This is a genomic window from Mariniradius saccharolyticus AK6 (assembly GCF_000330725.2).
Classification (GTDB): Bacteria; Bacteroidota; Bacteroidia; order Cytophagales; family Cyclobacteriaceae; genus Mariniradius; species Mariniradius saccharolyticus.
This window is the reverse complement of the sequence record NZ_AMZY02000006.1, coordinates 198,686-219,350: the sequence shown is the minus strand read 5'-3', so window position 1 is coordinate 219,350 and position 20,665 is coordinate 198,686. Positions and strand designations below refer to the sequence as shown.

Below are 20,665 nucleotides of genomic sequence, written 5' to 3'. Positions count from 1 at the left end.
CCATGTTGGAAGATCCAATGCAACATGGCCAAAACCCTGCGCCTTATCCTTGGCGACCAACTCAATTCCCAACATTCCTGGTTTTCTGAAAAGAGCGGCGACGTGCTCTATCTCCTGATGGAAATGCGGCAGGAGACCGATTACGTCCGGCACCATATCCAAAAGGTTGTGGGTTTTTTCGCAGCGATGCGGGAGTTTACCAGGGAACTTCGGGAACAAGGCCATGTGGTTTTGTATTGGCCACTCGACCATCCCGAACAGCAGGAAAGCCTTACGGCCAACCTGAATTGGATCATTGCGCAGCAGAAAATCGAGCGGCTCGAATACCAACTTCCGGACGAATATCGGTTGGACCAACAGCTTGTCGCATTTTGCAGCCAACTGGAAATTCCTTCAAAAGCCTACGATACGGAGCATTTTTTGACTGAGCGGGGATTTATGGCAGATTTTTTCAAGGGAAAAAAGACCTACCTCATGGAGAGCTTTTACCGGGAAATGCGCAAAAAATACCAAATCCTCATGGACGGTTCGCAGCCGCTGACGGGGCAGTGGAATTATGACCATGACAACAGGAACAAGCTCAAAGACCTGCTTTTGCTCAAGGAAGCCAAGACCTTCCAGAGGGACGTTTCCGATATCCTGACAATGATCGAGCAACAGGGTGTAAAGACAATCGGGAAAATCGACCCTACAAACTTCCCCTGGCCTGTCACACGGCAGGAGTGTCTTGTTATGTTGGAATATTTCTGCGAAAAGCTGCTCCCGCATTTTGGGGAATACCAGGACGCGATGCTCAGGCAGGATCCGTTTCTTTTTCACAGCCGGCTGAGTTTTGGACTGAATACAAAGATGATTTCCCCACTCGAAGTCGTAGAATACGTGGAGAAATATTGGTATCGGCACCAGGAAAGCATTGGGATAGCGCAGGTGGAGGGATTCATCAGGCAGATTATTGGTTGGCGGGAATACATGCGCGGCGTCTATTGGGCCAAAATGCCAGATTACCAAGGGCTTAATTACTTTGGGCACGAGCGTCCGCTGCCTGATTTTTTCTGGACCGGAAAGACCAAAATGAACTGCTTGCGCCATGCCATCGGGCAATCGCTAAAGCATGCCTATGCGCACCATATCCAACGGCTGATGGTGACGGGAAATTTCGCGTTGTTGGCGGGAATCCACCCCGATGCTGTGGACGAATGGTACTTGGGCATCTACATCGACGCTATCGAATGGGTCGAGATTACCAACACCCGGGGCATGAGCCAATTTGCGGATGGGGGCATCGTTGGCACCAAGCCTTATGTTTCCTCCGCCAACTATATCGACAAAATGGGTGATTACTGTGGCTCCTGCTTTTACGACAAAACCAAGAAAACCGGAGACCGCGCCTGTCCTTTCAACAGCCTCTATTGGCATTTTTACCATCGGCACGCTGACAAGCTGGCCACCAATCCCCGGATTGGGATGATGTACAGGACTTGGGAGAAGATGCAGGACCGACAAGCAATACTCGATCAGGCAGAGAAGTATTTGGGGGAGCTGAATGATTTGTAATTGGGAGGAGGCTTACTCGATCCTCCCGTATTTCCTCATGATTTCGAGGACTTTTTCTTTGGGAAGGGCATAGATTTTTCTTCCATCTTTTCCCTCCATATCCTGCGCGGCAAACAGCGAATTGATGATAGCTTCCTCCGTTGCTTCTATGACCGCAAGGAAAAGTGCGCTCATGTCCTCATTCGCCAGCTCTTCATGATGGAGGGCTTTGAGTGGGGGGTTTTGGTGCGAGATACGGTTTTTTCCAAAAGTCGAAAACGCAATGACATAATCACCCGAACCGTTGGATGCGATACCGCCCGTTTTGGCGAGGCCCATCATGGCCCGCTGTGCCATCCGTTTCAGGTTTCTTTCCAATACAGGCGCATCGGTGGCGACGATGATCATGCAAGAACCATCAGCTGACGTGATGTGCTCTGAAAATGAGTATTGTCCCAATTCGACGCCTACCGGAACCCCATCGATCTGCAGCACCCCGCCGAAATTACTCTGGACCAAGACGCCGACCGTGTAGCCACCTAAGGAGGCGGGAAGTTGCCGGGAAGCAGTTCCTATCCCACCTTTAAATCCGAAGCAGACCGTGCCCGTACCTGCGCCTACATTCCCCTCGGCTATGGGTCCCGACGAAGCGGTATGGATGGCAGCCAAGATATCAGCTTCGGTGATATGTCTACCGCGGATATCGTTCAGGTAGCCGTCATTCGTTTCACCGACGACCGCATTCACGGATTGGACGTTTTCATTTCCGGGTTGGGAGAGCGTGTAGCTCACTATCCCTGTGATGCCTGCAGCGACGCTCAGTGTATTGGTCAGGATAATGGGAGACTCTAGATTGCCGAGTTCCTCGATCTGGGTGACTCCCGCCAGTTTTCCAAAACCGTTCCCGACAAAGACCGCGGCTGGTACCTTTTCCTGAAACAAGTTTCCTTCGTGCGGAAGAATAGCCGTGACCCCGGTTCGGATATTGGTTCCTTCGATTTTTGTGTGGTGGCCCACTTTGATGCCAGCGACATCGGTGATTGCGTTTTGGCTGCCCGTCGGCAATATGCCAATGCGGATGCCAAAATCCCTTGCGCGTCCTTGGGCCATCGACTGGTTAATCATACCCATTGATAGAGTGAGGTAAAACAGAATCTTGAAAGGGATACCGCCTTCTTTCATCAGAACCATTTCAACAATCCCTCGATCATCTTTTTCTTGGCCATATTGTATGGTGGGAAAAGTGGCTTCGCTGCGGTGAAGCCAATCCTTTGTTCCAAGACAGCTTTCTGGTTGGAAAACTCCAGAAATCCGAAAACCCCATGCGATTTACCGATACCGGAATTGTTGACTCCGCCAAAGGGAAGCTCCGGATGCAAAAAATGCAGCGCACAATCATTAGCCACCGAAGCGCCCGAGGAGGTCTGTTCGAATATATGGCGAATCGTTCGGGAACTGTTGGAGAATGCGTAAAGGGCCAGGGGTTTTGGCATTTCGTTGACCAAGGCCAAGGCCTGCTCCAAGTTCTCATACACCATTACGGGTAGAATTGGCCCAAAAATTTCCTCCTGCATGACCAACATAGTTGGATTGATATCCACCAGGACCGTGGGTTCCAGTAGATTCTCTTCAGGTATGCTTTTGCCACCGATTTCAATCTTTGCCCCTTTTTCACTGGCATCCTGAAGCAAGTGCATGATTCTGTTGAAGTGACGTTCATTTACAATGCGTGAATAGTCCGGGCTTTTTTCAATACCCTTCTTACCACTTTTGTACATAGAATCGATCGCCTCCTTCACATATTGCAGGAAGGGATCACGTTTGGAATTCGGAATAAAAACATAATCGGGCGCGATGCAGGTTTGACCACAGTTGAGGAACTTGGTAGCCGCAATCTTTTCGGCTGCATCTTTCAGATTGGCATCTTCGGCAATAATGGCTGGCGACTTTCCTCCAAGTTCCAAGGTTACGGATGTCAGGTGCTCGGCGGCGGCTTTCATGACGATTTTGCCCACAGCAGGACTCCCAGTAAAGAAGAGGTGGTCAAAAGGCTTGGATAGCAGCAATTGGCTGGCCTCGACGCCTCCTTCGACGACTGCGACCATTTGCTCATCAAATAGCTCGCCTATCATCCTCCTAATCAATGCAGAAGTATGGGGAGTCATTTCGGAAGGTTTGACGATCGCGGTACACCCCGCGCCCAGGGCAGCAACGAGCGGACCGATGGCCAGATTGAATGGATAATTCCACGGAGCGATGATAAGACTGGCGCCTTTTGGTTCATATTGGGTTTGTGCCTTGGTGCCCAAAAAGGTGAGGGGGGTGGGCATCCGCTTGGACTTCATCCAATGGGCCAGATTGCTTATAAAATGTTTGGCTTCAGATAGAACCGGATAAATCTCCGTGATATCGGTCTCGGTGTAAGGCTTGCGATAGTCGGCATAGAGCGCCTTTTGGATATCCTCCTTGTGGGACAGCACCCATTCTCGGAGCCGCTTGATATGGCCCAAGCGCTCATGAACCGTACTTTTCCGCAATGATATGGAGTGCCTTTTCTGTAAATCGAAGAGCTTATCGATTTTGGATTCCAACAAATCGATTTCTTGGTTGAGTAACATGGCTATTTTGGATAGTGAAATCAATTTCCAACAATGCGCCCAAATAACCAAATCTTTGGAAAAACCGTTTGAGCATTATCACCTTAATCTATTAAAATATGCAGTGGAGCTTGGACAGGATTGTTCCTCAACTATTTTTGGGAGACAATCAGCGACTGAGGGTAATCAAAGAGTATCTTCAGCAATTAAAGAAAGAAAAACTTTCAAAAATCAAAAAGGGCTAAAAAGCCCTTTTTTTATTTCAAAAAAATAATTGATTAATCTAATTAATGACTTAATTGTTAAGCTCAGGATAAATGCAAAAAAATGCATTTCATGAAAATTTTTTTGTAAAACGTTTGGAAATAAAAAACAATTAAGTGTATTTTTGATGCAAATAAATGCTTAGACAACACCCATTGTCATCCATTTAAAGTAAAACGGCTCTAATCTATCTCAACTAGGCCACCCATTTTGATTCTTAATCACATCAAGTCATGATGAACTCTAACTATCTCGCGGAATCAGTGTCTTTACAAAAAACCTTCCTAAAGATTTTTGTATTGTCTGTACTGTTCTTGTCAATTCCAGTATTTGTTTTTGCACAGGATGCAATTGAACTAGGAAAATTTCTTGAGGATAAAAACTCCAACAACTCTGAAGTCATTAGGGGTTTTGTTTTCGACAATGTGCCCACTGCGACTTGGAAGCAAGGCATGATAGTCGCTGATGCACCTCAAAATGCCCAGAAACTTGTCACCGACGTTGTTTCACTCACGAATCTGAAGGGTGAAAGTTCACAAAACCGTGCGGTGAAATTCCTCCAAATCAATCTTGAAAATGCTGATGAAAAAGGACGGGTAAGGTTAAACCCAAACACTTTGGCCTCTTTCGTAAATTTGCAATATGTTTTCATTCAATCCCAAGTAGACCTGACGCCTTCCGAAGTAAGCGCCATGGTCTCGGGGTATGAAGATGGCGATATCGTTTTATTGTTTCAGGTAGTATCCAATTTTTAACCTCAAAACTGATATCCCATGAAAAGGCTTCAAAAATATCTCCTCAGAGGACTCGGTTTCTTCGCACTGCTAGTGATTGGTTCGGCTGCTTTTGGCCAACAAGTGAATAGGGTTCCTTTCAAGCATCGTGTTGGCAATCCAGCGCCACAGAATAACATTTTTAAGATCAAGGGTGACTTCACCATCATAGGAAATACCAGCATGACTTTGTTGGACTATGAAAACAGGGTGGACAACTCCAACAATACCATGGTCTACGTAGACGTGGACAATGACGAAAGAACAGTAAACTCATCTTCGTCCACCTTGGTGTTTTCCCGTGAAAACGGCGCCGATCCAAACTGCTCAGAGATTATTTATGCGGGATTGTACTGGTCGGGCCGTGCAAAGCCCGGAATCGGTCAGACTTTTGATGTGGTAGCAAGCACAAAAGATGGCGAACCCATCCAAGTCGAAAAACAGGACCATGTGGTGTACCACTCGTTCGATTTGCCCAATACCCATTACACATTGGTGATCGATAGAAATGGTGCTGAAGGATCCCGATATCCACGATACTCCTTTGTTTCCAAAAAAGGAGGAGATACCTACCAGTTTCAATTCTCCAATAATAACAACAATCCCGTAAGGTACAGGGTCGGTACTTCAGGTTCCTACACCTCGATTCCCAACCAAACCACGGCGATCAATGGTTCGCTGAGAACTTCAACTTTCGAACCTATTGTGATCCAAGATGGCAGCATGACCATCAAGATTGATCAGTTCCAAAGAAATACCAGGACAGAAGGAGTGACCGCTGATTTTCAGACCGAGGATTTTTCTGCCAGAATCACCGTCGAAGGGATATTTTATCCAATCGTTGAGAACAAAGTCACTTTGAATAAAGCAAAAGTGAAAATAAAAGGCCCAGGAGCCGATTCCTATTCCACAGTTTCTGCTTCAAATAATCAAATTCTTTTCCCGGTCAATGAGCTCCAAGAAATGTACGCAGGCTATGCGGACATTACACAATATGTCAAACTACATGGTATCGGCGAATACACCGTAGCCGACTTGGCCTTGGTGGAAGGCAATGGCGGTGCCGTTGGATACTTCGGTCATTGGGGCATCATCGTGGTTTACGAAAACTCCAAGATGAACTGGAGGGATGTGACCATTTTTGATGGCTATTCTTATATGAGGCCCACTTTCGAAGCCGAACCGGTAAGTCAGGAGTTTGTAATCAGTGGTTTTCAGGCAGCAGACAATGGCGCTGTGAACCTTAAGCTTGGTGTGATGGTCGGTGAAGGCGATAGGGGACTGAGCGGGGATTTCTTCGAAGTCAGAAATGCTGCCAATACCGAATGGGTAAGACTACAGCATGCACTTAACAGCCCAAATAACTTTTTCAATTCATCCATTTATACACCCGTGTTGGATGAAAACAACAACTTGGTAGACAATCCACGTAATCCGTTTTTGGATAACAGCACCGGAATCGACATTGCGATGTGGAACGTGCCTAACCCGGATAACTCCATTATCGCCAATGGTCAGACTTCGACAACTTTTAGATACGGTTCCAACGAGGATACCTACAATATCTACACCATTGCTTTTGCTGTAGATGCTTATGTTCCCGAAATCCAAGGATTCAACCAAATAGAAGCCATCAATGGCGAAACTCCAGGTACCGAACTAACAGCTCAGCCTGGCCAAGAGATTGCATATTCCCTGGAGATCAAAAATTTGGGAACGGAGCATGTGCAAGACGGTAAAGTCATCATTCCGATTCCGTTTACCGCCACATTTGTTAGTGCTAGACAGGAGATTTATTTTGAACCGACAAATGCCAAAGCCCCCTATTTTGATCCAAACTTGGGAGCAACAGGTGCGATTGTTTGGGAATTGGGAGAGTTGCCTTTGGCCGAAGATCTGAATACAGTTTTGGCCAAGTTGTTCTACACCCTCAAGACAACGGAAGATTGTTTTATACTATCTGAGGTCGATTGCGATCCATTCGTTTCAGTCAATGGCTTGATTTCAGGAAAAGGTGGGGTTTCCCAAACGTCTTTCGACGGAATCTCTTTGACACAAGGATTCTTGGATGGTGCCTGCGCAGGTGAGCCGATTCAGGAGGCCATCGTGGTGAAGATCTCCGGAGCTTCAGAGTGGGTTCTGGAGAACTGCTCAGAAACAGAACTTTTCCGGGACTTTAACTTTTGCAACGTTGATTCCGAAGCTGGTGTGCCCTTGAGTGAAATTAGAAGATCATTCCCTGTGGGCGTTCGGTTCTTTAAAGGACCAGATCGGACCCGTGATCAGGAAATTACAGAGGAAAACCCATTCCCTGCAATCAGCGGCACCTACTATGCGATCCCAGCAAATTCGAGCAACTGCGTGTATGAATTCAGGTTGCATGTGACCAATGTCAATACAGTTCCCAATGTTCCACAAGGATTTGGCTTGACTTTCTGCCAAGGAGCGACCATTCCATCACTCAAGAATCTTATTTCGGCAAGTAACGCTGATAGCGAGGAAGCATTCACCGTGTTTTTCTTTGCTTCCGAAACAGGTGGAGAGGCCTTGGAAGACTTCACTGTTGATGGTTCTGTCCTTGGAACAACCCAAGTTTGGGTTGCCGAAGGACCATCTGCTGACTGCCTTGGAAAAAGGGCTCTCGTGACTATCTCAGTAAATACCTGCGGGCTTGAGTTGGAGAAAAAGGGCTCGCTTGTTGATGTCGATGAAAATGGAAAGACCAACGTCGGGGACAAAATTGCCTACACCTTTATTATCAAAAATACAGGAACTGTACCAGTTGAGAACATCACTTTGACTGACCCTATAGTTACCGTCGTTGGAGGCCCGCTCGCGATTCTTGGTCCAGGTGAAACTGATAGCACCACTTTTTCCGCTGAGCATGTTTTGACACAGGATGATATTGACGCAGGTTCTTTTACCAACGTGGCAACCATTTCGGGTACCGTGAATGGCGATGAAGTTTCTGCTTCCGATGACGATGTACAGGTTTTTGTTACCAACCCCGGAATCAGCATTGTCAAGGTAGCGGACAAGAGCACAGTGAGCCAAGTCGGCGAGCTTGTCACCTATACATTGACAATCACCAACACTGGTAATGTTACGCTTTTCGATGTTGTAGTGCGTGATCCCTTGACCAATTTGGATACGACCTTGGTGAGCCTTGCTCCGGGTGCAGTTTCCAACATCATAACTTCCTACTCCGTCAGCCAAGCTGATATAGATGCCGGCGGCATCCTCAACGTCGCGGTTGCTACAGCAGGAGAGCTCGAAGAAGAAGGAAGCGTGGAAGTTCCGGCTGAATTCAATAGTGCAATTGCGGTGGAAAAAATTGCGAACGTTACGGAATTCACAGCGGTGGGTCAAGTTGTAACCTACACAATTACAGTAACCAATACGGGAAATACGACCCTTACCAACGTTCTCGTCAAGGATCCTTTGACTGGCTTGGAAGAGCCTATCGAAAAATTAACACCTGGACAGTCCGTGACCTTCCAGACTAACTACACAGTCACTTTGGAAGATATCGAAAGGGGTTCAGTTTTGAATACCGTGTTTGTCACCGCTGAAGATTCAAAAGGAGACACAGTCGAAAATACCGACACAGCGACTGTCAATGCAGGTAAAAAAGAAATCATTGCGAACGATGATAATTTCGGTGAATTCCCGGTAGTGTACGGAGGCGTGTTGGGTAATATCCTTACCAATGACCTATTGGATGGCAAGGCCGTCAATTGGGAAGATGTCAACTTTGAGATCGTTGACTTGGATGGTATCCTCGGATTGATTCTGGATGAAAAAGGCGAGTTGAGCTTGATTCCTGGCCTCAACGAGGCAAGGGAATACCGACTGAGATATGTCCTGTCAGAAGCCTTGAATCCAACCAATACCGACGACGCGATCATCACTTTCCGATTGGTAAGCTCTGATGTGGACTTGAGTGTGACGAAGACTTCCAACGGTGTGGAGATTTTTGAGGGAGATGAGTTTGAATATGAAATCGTGGTCAGAAACGTCGGCGGAACGCCCGCAACCAATGTGGTCGTCGAAGACAAACTACCAGGTGGCGTGACCTATGTCAGCAGCAGGTTTGAAAGCAATCCGAACGGAATTCAGGTCAACCAAGAGCTCTCAGGATCGACATTGAAATACACGATACCTTCAATGCCTGCAAGCGCGATCGTGACAATCTATGTAAAAGTCAAAGCCAATCAGCTTAATGGTTCTGCTTCCAATACAATCGTCAACCGGGTAAATGTAGAGGCAGAAGAAAACGATGTAAATCCGGATGATAATACCGCTGAAGATGTAAACACCGTGAAACAGTTCTTTATACCAAATGTGATCACGCCAAACAATGATGGTAAAAACGACAGATTTGTTATCCAAGGCTTGAATAAGTTTGCATCCAACGAGATTGTGATCCTCAACAGGTACGGAGACCACGTGTACGAGCAAAGAAACTACGACAACAATTGGACGGCTGATGGATTGGTAGCAGGGACCTATTTCTTCGTGTTACGTGGTACTGACAGCAATGGTCAGGTTCAAGAGTTCAAGGGTTGGATTCAAGTCATCAAAGATTAATCGATAGAGGGGATGAAAAAATCAGCAATTCACATTTACTTCAGCTTGGTTGTGGTGGCGATGACTGCCTTGTCAGCTTCTGCGCAACAATTGCCTCAATTCAGCCAGTATATCTTCAATGGATTGCACATCAACCCAGGATATGCGGGGTACAAAAACCAAGGCTACATACAAAGTACGTTCAGAAAGCAATGGATGAATTTCCCGGGTGCACCACAGACCTTTACGGTCACGGCGGACTTGAGTGCGAATGAGGGAATGATGGGTTTTGGGGCTTCGATCTTGACAGACCAATTGGGCCCGACGAGGACGACGACCGGACTTTTGACTTATTCCTATCGAATACAGACGGGTCACGATTCGTATCTGGCACTCGGTGCGAGTGCGGGGGTTTCGGAATACCAGCTCAACAGTGACAAAATGAATCCAATAGATGAGGGTGATATTTTGATTCCCGAAGGAATCACCAACATGTTTACCCCCAACATGAACATGGGTTTGTTCTTCCACAACAATCGTTTTTATGGCGGTCTGAGCGCTTACAACCTGATTGGCAGAAGAGCTCTCGAACGTGAGGATATCGCCCTTTCGATGCATGATTTCCACATCTTTCTGACTGCCGGCGGGATTTTCCCCATCACCGATGCGATTCAGATAAAGCCTTCCTTTTTAATCAAGGAAGTAAAAGGATCACCAACAAATGTCGACCTAAACGGCATGGTGCTTTTTTCAGAACGAATCTGGGTCGGCGCATCCTACAGGACCAATATGCATGTCGGAAATGATGATTTGGAAAGCTCTTTGAGTAGAAGAAATGCGATCGCTTTTATTGTGGAGGTTTTTGCTACAGAGAGTCTAAGGGTAGGATATGCCTACGACCAAAACCTCAATGTACTCCAAAATGCCAGGAATAATTCCCATGAGTTTTCGGTAGGGTACTATCTAACGCCAAGGAAGGTGACAATGAAAAATCCAAGATGGTTTTAAGCATGAAAAAATACGTTCTGATTTTTTCACTTCTGTGTACTTGTATGGTTTCACCGGTCCTAGGCCAAAACCGCCTGCTCAAATATGCCGACAAGCAGCTTGGGCTTGAAAATTACGCCCATGCGGCTGAGGTGTACACCCAGGCATATCAAAGAAAACCAAGATATACCACGGCCAAAAATGCGGCCCAGGCATTTACAACGATTCAGGACTACAACAATTCTTTCGAATGGTGGGAAAAAACAGTGGCATTCGCTGAGGCCGAGCGGACCGATTATTCAGCCTACCTTCAAGCTGCTTTGAAGCTTGGCAAACTTTCCGAAGTGGAGGATATCTTGTCCAAATCTGGATTCACTGAGGCGGATTTCCCAGAGTTGGATTTTGATTTGATCAGAAAGCTCCAAGCAGGAACGGCAAGGGTGGCCTTGCTTCCTGTCGATGGAGTAAACTCAGATGGTTCCGACCAAGGGTTGAAATTGGATGAAAGTGGCACGAAGTATTTCTCAAGCGATCGTGGGACCATCACTCCGACCCAGAAAAAGGGCATACGATTAGATGCGAAGAACAGCTTGCCAAGTGGGGATAAAAGTAACTTCAATGAGCGTCCTTTCTTCCAAATCTATCAACAAAGTGAAGATGGTGAAGCAACAACCCTGCAATCAGACTTGACCGATGCTGCGCATGTGGCTGACTTCGCGCCGATGCCGAGTAAGGGCCTGGTTTTTTATACAGTACTTAGGGATGTCAGGAAGATCAAAAAGAAACGGGCATACACAATCCAACCGGAAATCTATTTCGGAACACTTGGAGACAATGGACAGATTTCGGGAAGCAGGCCGTTTCCCTTAAACAACTTCACGGTTAATGGGATACAAAATCCCTTTGTCGACGAGCAAGCAGGCAGAATTTATTTTGCTTCAGATATGGCGGGCGGTGTTGGTGGATTTGACTTATATTACGTAACTTTTGACCAAGACCTGAATTTTGGATCACCTGTCAATTTGGGTCCTGGCGTTAACACCCTGGAAGACGAAAGTCATCCATTTATTAAGGCAGGAAAACTTTACTTTTCCTCAAAAGGTCATCCGGGTGTGGGCGGAATGGATATTTTCAGTGCAGACCAGAACGGGGGAGTATTTTCAGATGTCCAAAATTTGGGTGTTCCCTTCAATTCCACGCGCGATGATTTTGCTTTCTACGTTGCGTCGGATGGAAAGAGGTATTTGAGTTCAGATCGGGAAGGTGGTTTGGGTATGGATGATATCTATTTCATTCAGGACCTTTACAAAATTTTGTTGGCCAAAGTTTTGGATTGTGACGGGGTGATAGTTGCAGAGAATCTCGATGTTAGGTTAGGTCAGGCAAATACCCGACAAATTGTTGAAACCCGCAGATTGGGCAATGGTGAAATATCCGCGGACTTGGAGCCTGAGCAGGATTTTTGGCTTCAAATTTCCAAGCCCGGATTCTTTTCCATCAAGGATAGTTCTTTGACTACAATCGGACTTGAGGGTGATACGCTTCGGCGGGAATACCGTTTGGCGCGGATTCCTTATGGTTTGCAGGTTTGGTCGGACATCGTGTATTACGATCTCGACAAATCTTACCTCAAAACTCAGGCGGAGGATATCTTGGGAAAATTGGCTGACCTGATGTTGAAGCATGATTTTCTGAACCTGAAGGTGACATCACATACAGATGCTCGTGCATCGGACGTGTACAACGAGAGATTGAGCGAGAAAAGGGCTAAGGCTGTGAGTGATTTCCTTGTAGCCAAGGGAATTGCACCTGAGCGAATAACGCTTGCTTGGTTTGGTGAAGAGCAGCCGGTCAATGATTGTGGGGATGGTAAGCCATGTCCGGAAAATCTGCACCAACAAAATCGTCGCAGCGAGCTGATTTTGGAGGCTTTCTCGGACAGGAACAAGCAGTACAGTTTGCCTAGTGGATTTGAGTTGGAAGATCCTTGTGATTTAAGCCCCCTGACGGATTTGTTGTCAAAGGAATTGATCACGGTTCCGAATATCTACTTCGATTTCGATAAGGCTGCAATCAGACCGCAGCACCAGACGGACTTGGATCGCGTTAGCTTTGTCATGAAAACGAAGGAAAATCTCCAACTTTACCTGGCAGGTCACACGGACCAAAGGGGAAATGAAGCATACAATATGAAGTTGGCGGAAAGGCGTGCAAAAGCAGTGATGGACTATTTGGTCAGGCAGGGAGTGGATGCATCTAGACTGAAATATGAATGGTTTGGAAAGTCGAGACCGATACATGATTGTGGCACAAAAGCCTGTACAGAAGCCATGCATCAGGAAAACAGAAGGACGGAACTGATCCTAAAAGGAAACTAAAGATATGTAAGAGTTTATTTTTTCAACTTGCGAGATAGATAAGTAAAAATGGCCTCCTTCTGGGAGGTCCTTTTTTTTATGTCCAAACGAAGATGAATCCAAGTAAAAAGTCTGCATCAAAAAAGGATACGCCCAAGTTGGCGCTTGATTTAACTTTTTCACCGAAAAGGCCGCAGGCTTTGGGGGAACAAAAAAAGCATCCCGTTTCCGAAATGCTTATCAAGTTAAAATCTAATTTCCTTTATTTCTGGTTGTTCTTTGCCAAAAGAATGCCATCTGCTTTGGAATAAGGTATTGCAGCTATTTGTTGCATTTTCTCCATCTTGACCTGGTCAAAAGCCAGACGGTTATCTTTTGAAATCGGATCTGAAGGTGGGATTTTTTCCTTCAACCAGTCCTCCTGCTTCCCATTTTTCCAGAAGCGGAAGCAAAGGTGTGGGCCCGTGGCTAAACCTGTACTGCCGACAAACCCTATTACCTGTCCTTGTTTCACACGTGCACCAGGTTTCATGCCTGAGGCAATTTTGGACATATGGAGGTACTGGGTAGTGTAGGTTCCGTTGTGTTTGATTTTCACAAAGTTTCCATTGGCGCTGGTATACCTTGCTTCGACTACCGTCCCATCTCCCACAGACCTTATTTCAGTTCCGGTCGGAGCAGCGTAGTCTGTACCCAAATGTGCTTTGTAGCGCTTTTGCACTGGATGGAACCGATTGAGGTTGTAGCGGGAACTGATGCGGGTGTACTTTAGAGGATCTCTAAGGAAGGCCTTCTTAAAGCTGTTCCCATTTTGGTCGAAAAACGACTTTTCTCCGTTTTGCTCGAAAGGAATCGCGTGAAAAGGTTCGCCCATGTGCTCGAAGTAGGCAGTTTCGATATCACCGATGCCGATGACCTGACCTTCGACCACCTTCTCTGAGAACACCACCTTGAACTTGTCGCCTTTCTGAAGTCTTTGGAAATCTACTACCCAGCCGTATAGATCAGCAAACTGGTCAATCAAATCCGGGCTGATGCCCAATTCCGTCATGTTGACATAGAGATTGCTGGAGATTTCACCACCGAGCTCGACCTTTCTCCACTCCACCGGCCTTTCTTCTTTGTAAACTTCCCCCTCATCCAACTTGAAAACCACAAACTCTGCCGGATTTGGTTCATAAATGAAAAACTGCGCAAGCGAGCTGTCTTTGTCTGTTAGAATGGTGAATTTTTTGTTGAAGGCGATTTTCCTGACATCGAAAATATCTTTGGATTTTCGGGCTATCTCGTCGATGATTTGGTAGGGCACATTGAATGGAGCCAATATGCTCGCGAGGGTCTGGTTTTTTCCGACCACGCCTTCGACCACATCCAAACCCTTGACATTGATGCCGTATACCAACTCTTCTTGTTCGACGATTTCGGGGAGCGGTTGTTCGGAAACAATCTCTTGTTCAGAAGACTTTTTTGGGAAAATATAAACTGAAAATACCGCCGCTAGGGAGATCACTGAAGCTGTAAAAATCCAATTCTTTCTAGTCATAATCTGGGTGAAATGAGGTGTTTTTTTCAAAGGAATTCAATTCAAGCCCAAAATCCAAATAAAAATCAAATTTTACAAGGTAAAGAATTTGATATCAGCGTCTTGAAAAAGAGCAATTTTAAACAAGAAAAATTCAAGGGCAAATTTGATGAAATAAGCTGCAAAAATCTGCTTGGGAAATGCATAGACCTTGAAGTACAGCGGCAGAAAAATCTTTTCTCATTGTCAGGGGCATTTTAGAATAGTCCTTTCGCTTTGTTTATCTTTGTCCACTTCAAAAAATACGATTCAAAAACATGTTGAGGACACATACTTGCGGAGAGTTAAGGATTTCAGATGCCAATAAGGAAGTAACGCTTGCCGGTTGGGTGCAGAAGGTGCGAAATAAAGGAGGCCTGATTTGGGTCGACTTGAGGGACAGATACGGTGTTACCCAATTGATTTTGGAGGAAGGCTCTACCGATAAGCAGCTGTTGGATAAAGCGGCTTCGCTCGGCCGGGAATTTGTCATTCAGGCAAAAGGAAAAGTCGTAGAGCGCGCCGCCAAAAACGACAAAATGCCTACCGGCGACATCGAGATCCGTGTGTCGGCTATCGAAGTCCTGAATCCTGCCAAGGTTCCTCCATTTATCATTGAAGATGAGACAGACGGCGGGGATGAGCTCCGCATGAAATACCGGTATTTGGATCTCAGAAGAAACGTGGTCCGTGAAAAGCTGCAACTTCGTCACCGCATGATGCAGGAGACGCGGAAGTATATGGATGGGCAAAATTTCATCGAGGTGGAAACGCCGGTTCTGATCAAGTCCACGCCCGAAGGTGCCCGGGATTTTGTCGTCCCCAGCCGTGTCAACCCAGGTGAATTTTACGCCCTACCCCAATCCCCACAGACTTTCAAGCAGCTGTTGATGGTAAGTGGTTTTGACCGTTATTTTCAGATAGTGAAGTGTTTTCGTGACGAGGACCTACGTGCGGATAGGCAGCCGGAGTTTACGCAAATAGACTGCGAGATGTCCTTTGTGACGCAAGAGGATATCCTGAATACTTTCGAAGGCTTGGTAAGGCATTTGTTCAGAAATGTAAAGGGCATCGAGCTCGAGGAGGTAAAACGGATGACCTTCGCAGAAGCCATGAAATTTTATGGCAACGACAAACCTGATTTGCGATTTGATATGAAGTTTGCGGAACTCAATTCTGTGGCAAAAGGCAAAGGATTTTCCATTTTTGACCAAGCGGAACTGATCATAGGCATTTGTGCCAAAGGCGCGTCCGAATATACCCGCAAGCAATTGGATGAATTGACCGATTGGGTCAAAAGGCCTCAAATCGGCGCCAAAGGCTTGGTTTATGTCAAATTCAACACAGATGGATCGCTGAAGTCGACTGTTGACAAGTTTTACTCCCAAGAAGACTTGAAAGCATGGGCAGACGTAATGGGCGCAGAGCCAGGCGACCTGATGTTGGTGCTGAGTGGGGACGAAAAAGCGACCCGCAAGCAAATGTCCGAACTCAGGCTGAAGATGGGCGAAGACCTCGGCTTGCGTGACAAGTCGGTGTACAAGCCACTTTGGGTGGTTGATTTTCCATTGTTGGAATGGGACGAGGAGACCAAGCGCTTCCATGCTATGCACCATCCATTTACCTCGCCAAAAAGGGAAGACATCCCGATGCTGGAGACTGACCCGGGCGCCGTTAGGGCCAACGCCTATGACATGGTCATCAACGGCGTCGAAATCGGTGGAGGATCCATCAGAATACACGATCGTGCAACCCAGCAATTGATGTTCAAGCATCTCGGTTTCACGGACGAGGAAGCCCAAAAGCAGTTTGGCTTCCTGATGGAGGCTTTTGAATACGGAGCTCCACCGCACGGCGGGATTGCCTTTGGTTTCGATCGTTTATGCGCGATTTTTGGCGGCTCGGATTCCATAAGGGATTATATCGCTTTCCCTAAAAACAACTCGGGAAGGGACGTGATGATCGATTCCCCAAGCACTATTGCCGAGGAGCAATTGAAGGAATTGTCGATTCAAGTTGCGATAGCTACCAAGTAAAGGCTCAAACCACCAATCTTTCTTCCCCCTTTTCATCTCCAATCAGTGGCGCGAAAAGGGGGTTTACTTTTCTGTCTTAGGAGTGAGGGTTTATATCAAGTGCCATCACCATTTAACCTAGTTTTAGTCCACTCACAACAACTGTTAAAATTCCTTAAACTTTTTGGGAGCTGGCTATGTCTAAACATGGATTGAAAAACAAAGAACCATGAGAGTTTCTACCATTAAGTTATTTTTCTTGTTTTTGGCATTTTTCTATGCCGCTGATTTGCAGGCACAAAGAGGAGAGGGCAGACAGCAAAATATTCTATTGAAAGGAAAGGTGGTCGAGGGACCCAACCAGCAGCCGATGATTGGCGCGGTCGTGCAGGTAAAAACGGTCACCGACTCCCTGTTGGTTTCCGCAGTCACGGGCGCTGATGGAACCTTTGAGGTCAGCAGACCATTCATTCCTACCGTAGTTGTAGAGATCACTTTTTTAGGCTATCAGAAGATCAGCAAAACCCACAACCGAGGAAACCCGCTGGATTTGGGAACACTCCTTTTGGTGGAGGACACCAAGTTGCTCGGCGAAGTCGTCATCGAGGGTCAGGTGCCAGTAGGTGAAGTCAAGGGAGATACGACTTCATTCAATGCCAATGCCTTCAAAACCCGTGAAAATGCAGACGCTGAAGACTTGGTCAGAAAATTGCCGGGAGTAACGATCCAAAACGGCGAGATCCAGGCAAAAGGCGAACAGGTGCAACGTGTATTGGTTGATGGCAGGGAGTTCTTCGGAAGCGATCCGTTTATGGCCTTGAGAAATCTGCCTGCTGACGTGGTAGACAGGGTCGAGATTTTGGACCAGAGGTCCGACCAGTCTAGGCTTACGGGCTTTGATGACGGCAATTATTCCCGTACGATCAATATCGTCACCAGACCTGACAAAAACAGCGGGCAGTTTGGAAGGATTTATGGTGGATATGGTACTGACGATAGGTATTCGGCAGGGGGTAACTACAACATCTTCAAAGGTGCGAGACGTATTTCGATCATCGGGATGTTCAACAACATCAACCAGCAGAATTTCTCCAGCCAGGATTTGGTGGGAGTGAATGCAGGAGCTTCCGGTGGAAACCGGGGCCCAGGTGGCGGTGGACCCGGCGGAGGAGGGGGTCGTCCTGGAGGCCAAGGCTGGGGAGGAGGCAACAACAACTTCCTCGTAGGCCAAGACCAAGGTATCATCACCACGAGCGCTTTGGGTCTTAACTATAGCGACAAGATTGGGCAGAAGATGAATCTCACCGGTAGCTATTTTTTCAATTCGACCAGAAACAACTTGAATAAACTTACCAATCGGGAGATTATTCTTTCTGAGACCAACAGGCAGTACTACGAAGAGGACCTCATCAATACGGTCAAAAACAACAACCACCGTGTCAATGCCAGGATTGAATATGACATCACTCCGAAGCATGCCATTATTGTCACGCCGTCTTTGAATTTTCAAAGCAATTCAACTTTCATCGACCGGGCAGGATTTAACTTCAATGTGAATCGGGAACCCTTGAGTTCGACTCTTTCGAGGTCTAATGCCACTACCGATGGCTACGCGCTTTCCAACAATTTTGTCTACAGGTACAAATTCGACAAACAAGGGCGGACACTTTCCACGACTATATTCACATCTTGGAACAAAAGGGACCAACTTTCTGACCTGATCGCCGCCAATAGGGATTATATCCGCGACATCAACGACACGATCAATCAGGAGACATTCGGACTTTCTGACGGATTCAATTACCGGGCAACGCTTCAATTCACAGAAGCTTTGAGCGATAAATCCCTCCTTACGCTTTCCTATCAGGTCGGGAACAACAAAACCTCGGCTGACCAAAGGACATTCAGCTTAATGCCGGAGATGGGTATTATGGTCTTGGATACTGCTTTGAGCAACGTTTTTGACAACAAGTTTATCATCCAAAGACCGAGTGCTGGTATCAGCTACCGCTTGAAGGATTGGAATTTCAATGCCAACCTAGACTACCAATACGCGGTCCAAAACAACGAAAGCTTTTTCCCCTTGGAGCGGACTTTTAACCAAAGCTTCAGTAATTTTCTCCCCGGACTCAACGCCAATTACCGGAATCAGGAGAAAGGAACTTCCTTCCGCTTGCGGTACAGGACCAACACCCAAGAGCCTAGCGTAAACCAGTTGCAGAATGTGATCAACAACCAAAACCCGCTGCAGTTGTCGGTCGGTAACCCAAACTTGGGGCAGTCATTTAGTCACAACGTGTTCACCAATTTCTCCAAAATCAACCTTGCCAAGTCTAAAACCTTCTTCACCTTCCTGTTTGCAAACTACAACCAGGACTTTATCGGTACCAGCACCTTTGTGGCGCAGAGTGATACGCTGATCAACGGGGAAGTCTTGTTGCGCTCGGGAGGACAAATCAGCAGGCCGGAAAACCTGCAGGGGAACTTCAGATCCAGGTTGTTTGTGACCTACGGTACGCCCATCAAAAAGCTGAAGTCACAGTTCAACCTCAATTCAAGTATCGCCTACAACAGGACGCCGGGTATTATCAACCTGCAGAAAAATTTCAACAACAACATCGACCTCAGCCAAGGAATCACGCTCACGAGCAATATCAGCAAGGATCTGGATTTCACGGTATCAACGACTGGTACTTACACCATCGTGAACAGTACCCTACAGCCGACCTTGGATCAAAACTACTATATCCAAAACTCCAATATCCGCTTGTACTACTCTCCCAACCAAGGGAAGCTATTTATCTCCAATATCGTTAACAACTCTCTGTACAGTGGTCTTTCCGCAAACTTAGACCAATCTGTATGGCTTTGGAATATCGAGGCGGGCTACAGGTTTATGAAAGACCGTAAGGGCGAATTGAAGATGACGGTCTTTGATTTGCTCAACCAAAACAACGCCATCGGGAGGACAGTGACCGACGTGGCAATCGAGGATACATTCACAGTTGTGCTGCAGCGCTATGCCATGCTTACATTCACTTATAACATCGGCAACTTCAAGCCCCAAACCCAACAAGAAAACCAAGGGGGTATGCCTTGGCGCGGTGGCGGAGGAAGGACTTGGTAGGTCCCGAAAAAAGGCGTCAATTGACGCTTTTTTGCTTTTTGGCAGCCCTTCTATTTTCTTTTTTCGATTTTTGGAAATCGAGACTTGTGCAATCCTTGATCGCGGATTTCTGCGACAGCTTGATCTTGACAAAGTCGGCATCTGAGAAATGTTTGACAGATGGTGTTTGGGACGCGAATACTGGAATAAAGATTAACTACATTGCCACCCAAAAAAAGAGACTTTTTTACGGAATATTGTAGACTAATTTGCTTGCCTTTTGATTGAGAATCTTCCATTTACATGGCTATTTTTCGGATCCTTTGTCCGCAATTTGCAAGACCGAACATCATGCCCAAACTCATCCTCTATATCGCCATTTCTTTGGATGGGAAGATCGCCCGCAACGATGGCGGGCTGGATTGGTTGGAAAACCATCCCAACCCAAACGGACTGGACTACGGCTACGCTGATTTCCTCGCGGGTATCGGGACCACGATCATGGGAAGAAAAACCTATGAGGAGATTCTTGGCTTCGGGGTCGATTGGCCCTATATCGGCCTGCAGTCCTATGTCGCATCAAGCGACCCAAGCTATCGCTGCACGACGCCGGATACTTTTCCGATCCATTCGGATCTGGGGGAATTGGTGAAAAATCTCAAAACCACGGCTGATAAGGATATCTGGCTGATCGGTGGAGGGAATCTTGTCAGCTATTTTTTGGACCAGGACCTTTTGGACGAACTCATTTTGGCCATTATTCCGACTATTCTCGGGGAGGGGATACCGCTATTTCCCGGAAATAAAATTCAATCCAACTGGCAGTTGAAGGATACCAAAACCCTTGAAACGGGAGTGGTCACGCTTACCTATCAGCGGTTGAAGTAAAAGATCTGACCCCTC

12 protein-coding genes are annotated in these 20,665 nt (G+C 46.6%); 9 read left to right on the top strand and 3 right to left on the bottom strand.

The window, feature by feature from the left end:
• Positions 1 to 24 precede the first annotated feature (24 nt).
• Positions 25 to 1,554 carry a cryptochrome/photolyase family protein gene (locus C943_RS05060; protein ID WP_008624916.1) on the top strand — a complete coding sequence of 510 codons (1,530 nt, stop codon included), beginning with the start codon at positions 25 to 27 and terminating at the stop codon, positions 1,552 to 1,554.
• Between the two features lie 12 nt (positions 1,555 to 1,566).
• Here C943_RS05060 and C943_RS05055 read toward each other — a convergent pair whose 3' ends face one another.
• Both C943_RS05055 and C943_RS05050 read right to left on the bottom strand, forming a co-directional pair.
• The gene (locus C943_RS05055; RefSeq protein WP_245545514.1) at positions 1,567 to 2,664 is read right to left on the bottom strand and encodes a DmpA family aminopeptidase; all 1,098 of its coding nucleotides are present in this window, start codon (positions 2,662 to 2,664) and stop codon (positions 1,567 to 1,569) included.
• Positions 2,665 to 2,714: 50 nt separating this feature from the next.
• Complete coding sequence (locus tag C943_RS05050; protein WP_008624914.1) at positions 2,715 to 4,151, bottom strand: aldehyde dehydrogenase family protein; 1,437 nt, start codon at positions 4,149 to 4,151, stop codon at positions 2,715 to 2,717.
• Here C943_RS05050 and C943_RS21960 point away from each other — a divergent pair.
• The 5 genes from C943_RS21960 (at position 4,150) to C943_RS05025 (ending at position 13,101) form a co-directional block, all read left to right on the top strand.
• The gene (locus C943_RS21960; RefSeq protein ID WP_040479081.1) at positions 4,150 to 4,404 is read left to right on the top strand and encodes a hypothetical protein; all 255 of its coding nucleotides are present in this window, start codon (positions 4,150 to 4,152) and stop codon (positions 4,402 to 4,404) included. The two genes, C943_RS05050 and C943_RS21960, sit on opposite strands and share 2 nt — an antisense overlap.
• Positions 4,405 to 4,627: 223 nt before the next feature.
• Entirely contained in the window at positions 4,628 to 5,149 is a 522-nt protein-coding gene (locus C943_RS05040; RefSeq protein WP_040479080.1) for a hypothetical protein, read from the top strand.
• A gap of 18 nt (positions 5,150 to 5,167) precedes the next feature.
• A complete protein-coding gene (locus C943_RS21670) occupies positions 5,168 to 9,757 on the top strand; it encodes a DUF7507 domain-containing protein (protein WP_008624911.1) in 4,590 nt (1,529 codons plus the stop codon).
• A gap of 12 nt (positions 9,758 to 9,769) precedes the next feature.
• A complete protein-coding gene (locus C943_RS05030; protein WP_008624910.1) occupies positions 9,770 to 10,744 on the top strand; it encodes a PorP/SprF family type IX secretion system membrane protein in 975 nt (324 codons plus the stop codon).
• Between the two features lie 2 nt (positions 10,745 to 10,746).
• Positions 10,747 to 13,101 (top strand): OmpA family protein, encoded by a 2,355-nt coding sequence (locus C943_RS05025; protein ID WP_245545511.1) that lies wholly within the window; start codon positions 10,747 to 10,749, stop codon positions 13,099 to 13,101.
• 241 nt (positions 13,102 to 13,342) lie between these two features.
• On the opposite strand, the gene C943_RS05020 is transcribed toward C943_RS05025, so the two are convergent.
• Positions 13,343 to 14,623: a peptidoglycan DD-metalloendopeptidase family protein gene (locus C943_RS05020; protein ID WP_040479079.1), complete on the bottom strand. Its 1,281-nt coding sequence runs from the start codon at positions 14,621 to 14,623 to the stop codon at positions 13,343 to 13,345.
• A 296-nt stretch (positions 14,624 to 14,919) separates the two neighbouring features.
• On the opposite strand from C943_RS05020, the gene aspS reads away from it, so the two are divergent.
• The 3 genes from aspS to C943_RS04995 all read left to right on the top strand — a co-directional run bounded on the left by aspS (position 14,920) and on the right by C943_RS04995 (position 20,650).
• A complete protein-coding gene (aspS, locus tag C943_RS05010; protein ID WP_040479078.1) occupies positions 14,920 to 16,677 on the top strand; it encodes an aspartate--tRNA ligase in 1,758 nt (585 codons plus the stop codon).
• 208 nt (positions 16,678 to 16,885) lie between these two features.
• Positions 16,886 to 19,783 carry an outer membrane beta-barrel protein gene (locus C943_RS05005; protein ID WP_008624902.1) on the top strand — a complete coding sequence of 966 codons (2,898 nt, stop codon included), beginning with the start codon at positions 16,886 to 16,888 and terminating at the stop codon, positions 19,781 to 19,783.
• A gap of 330 nt (positions 19,784 to 20,113) precedes the next feature.
• On the top strand, positions 20,114 to 20,650 hold the full coding sequence (locus C943_RS04995) for a dihydrofolate reductase family protein (protein ID WP_008624899.1): 537 nt from the start codon (positions 20,114 to 20,116) through the stop codon (positions 20,648 to 20,650).
• Positions 20,651 to 20,665 lie beyond the last annotated feature (15 nt).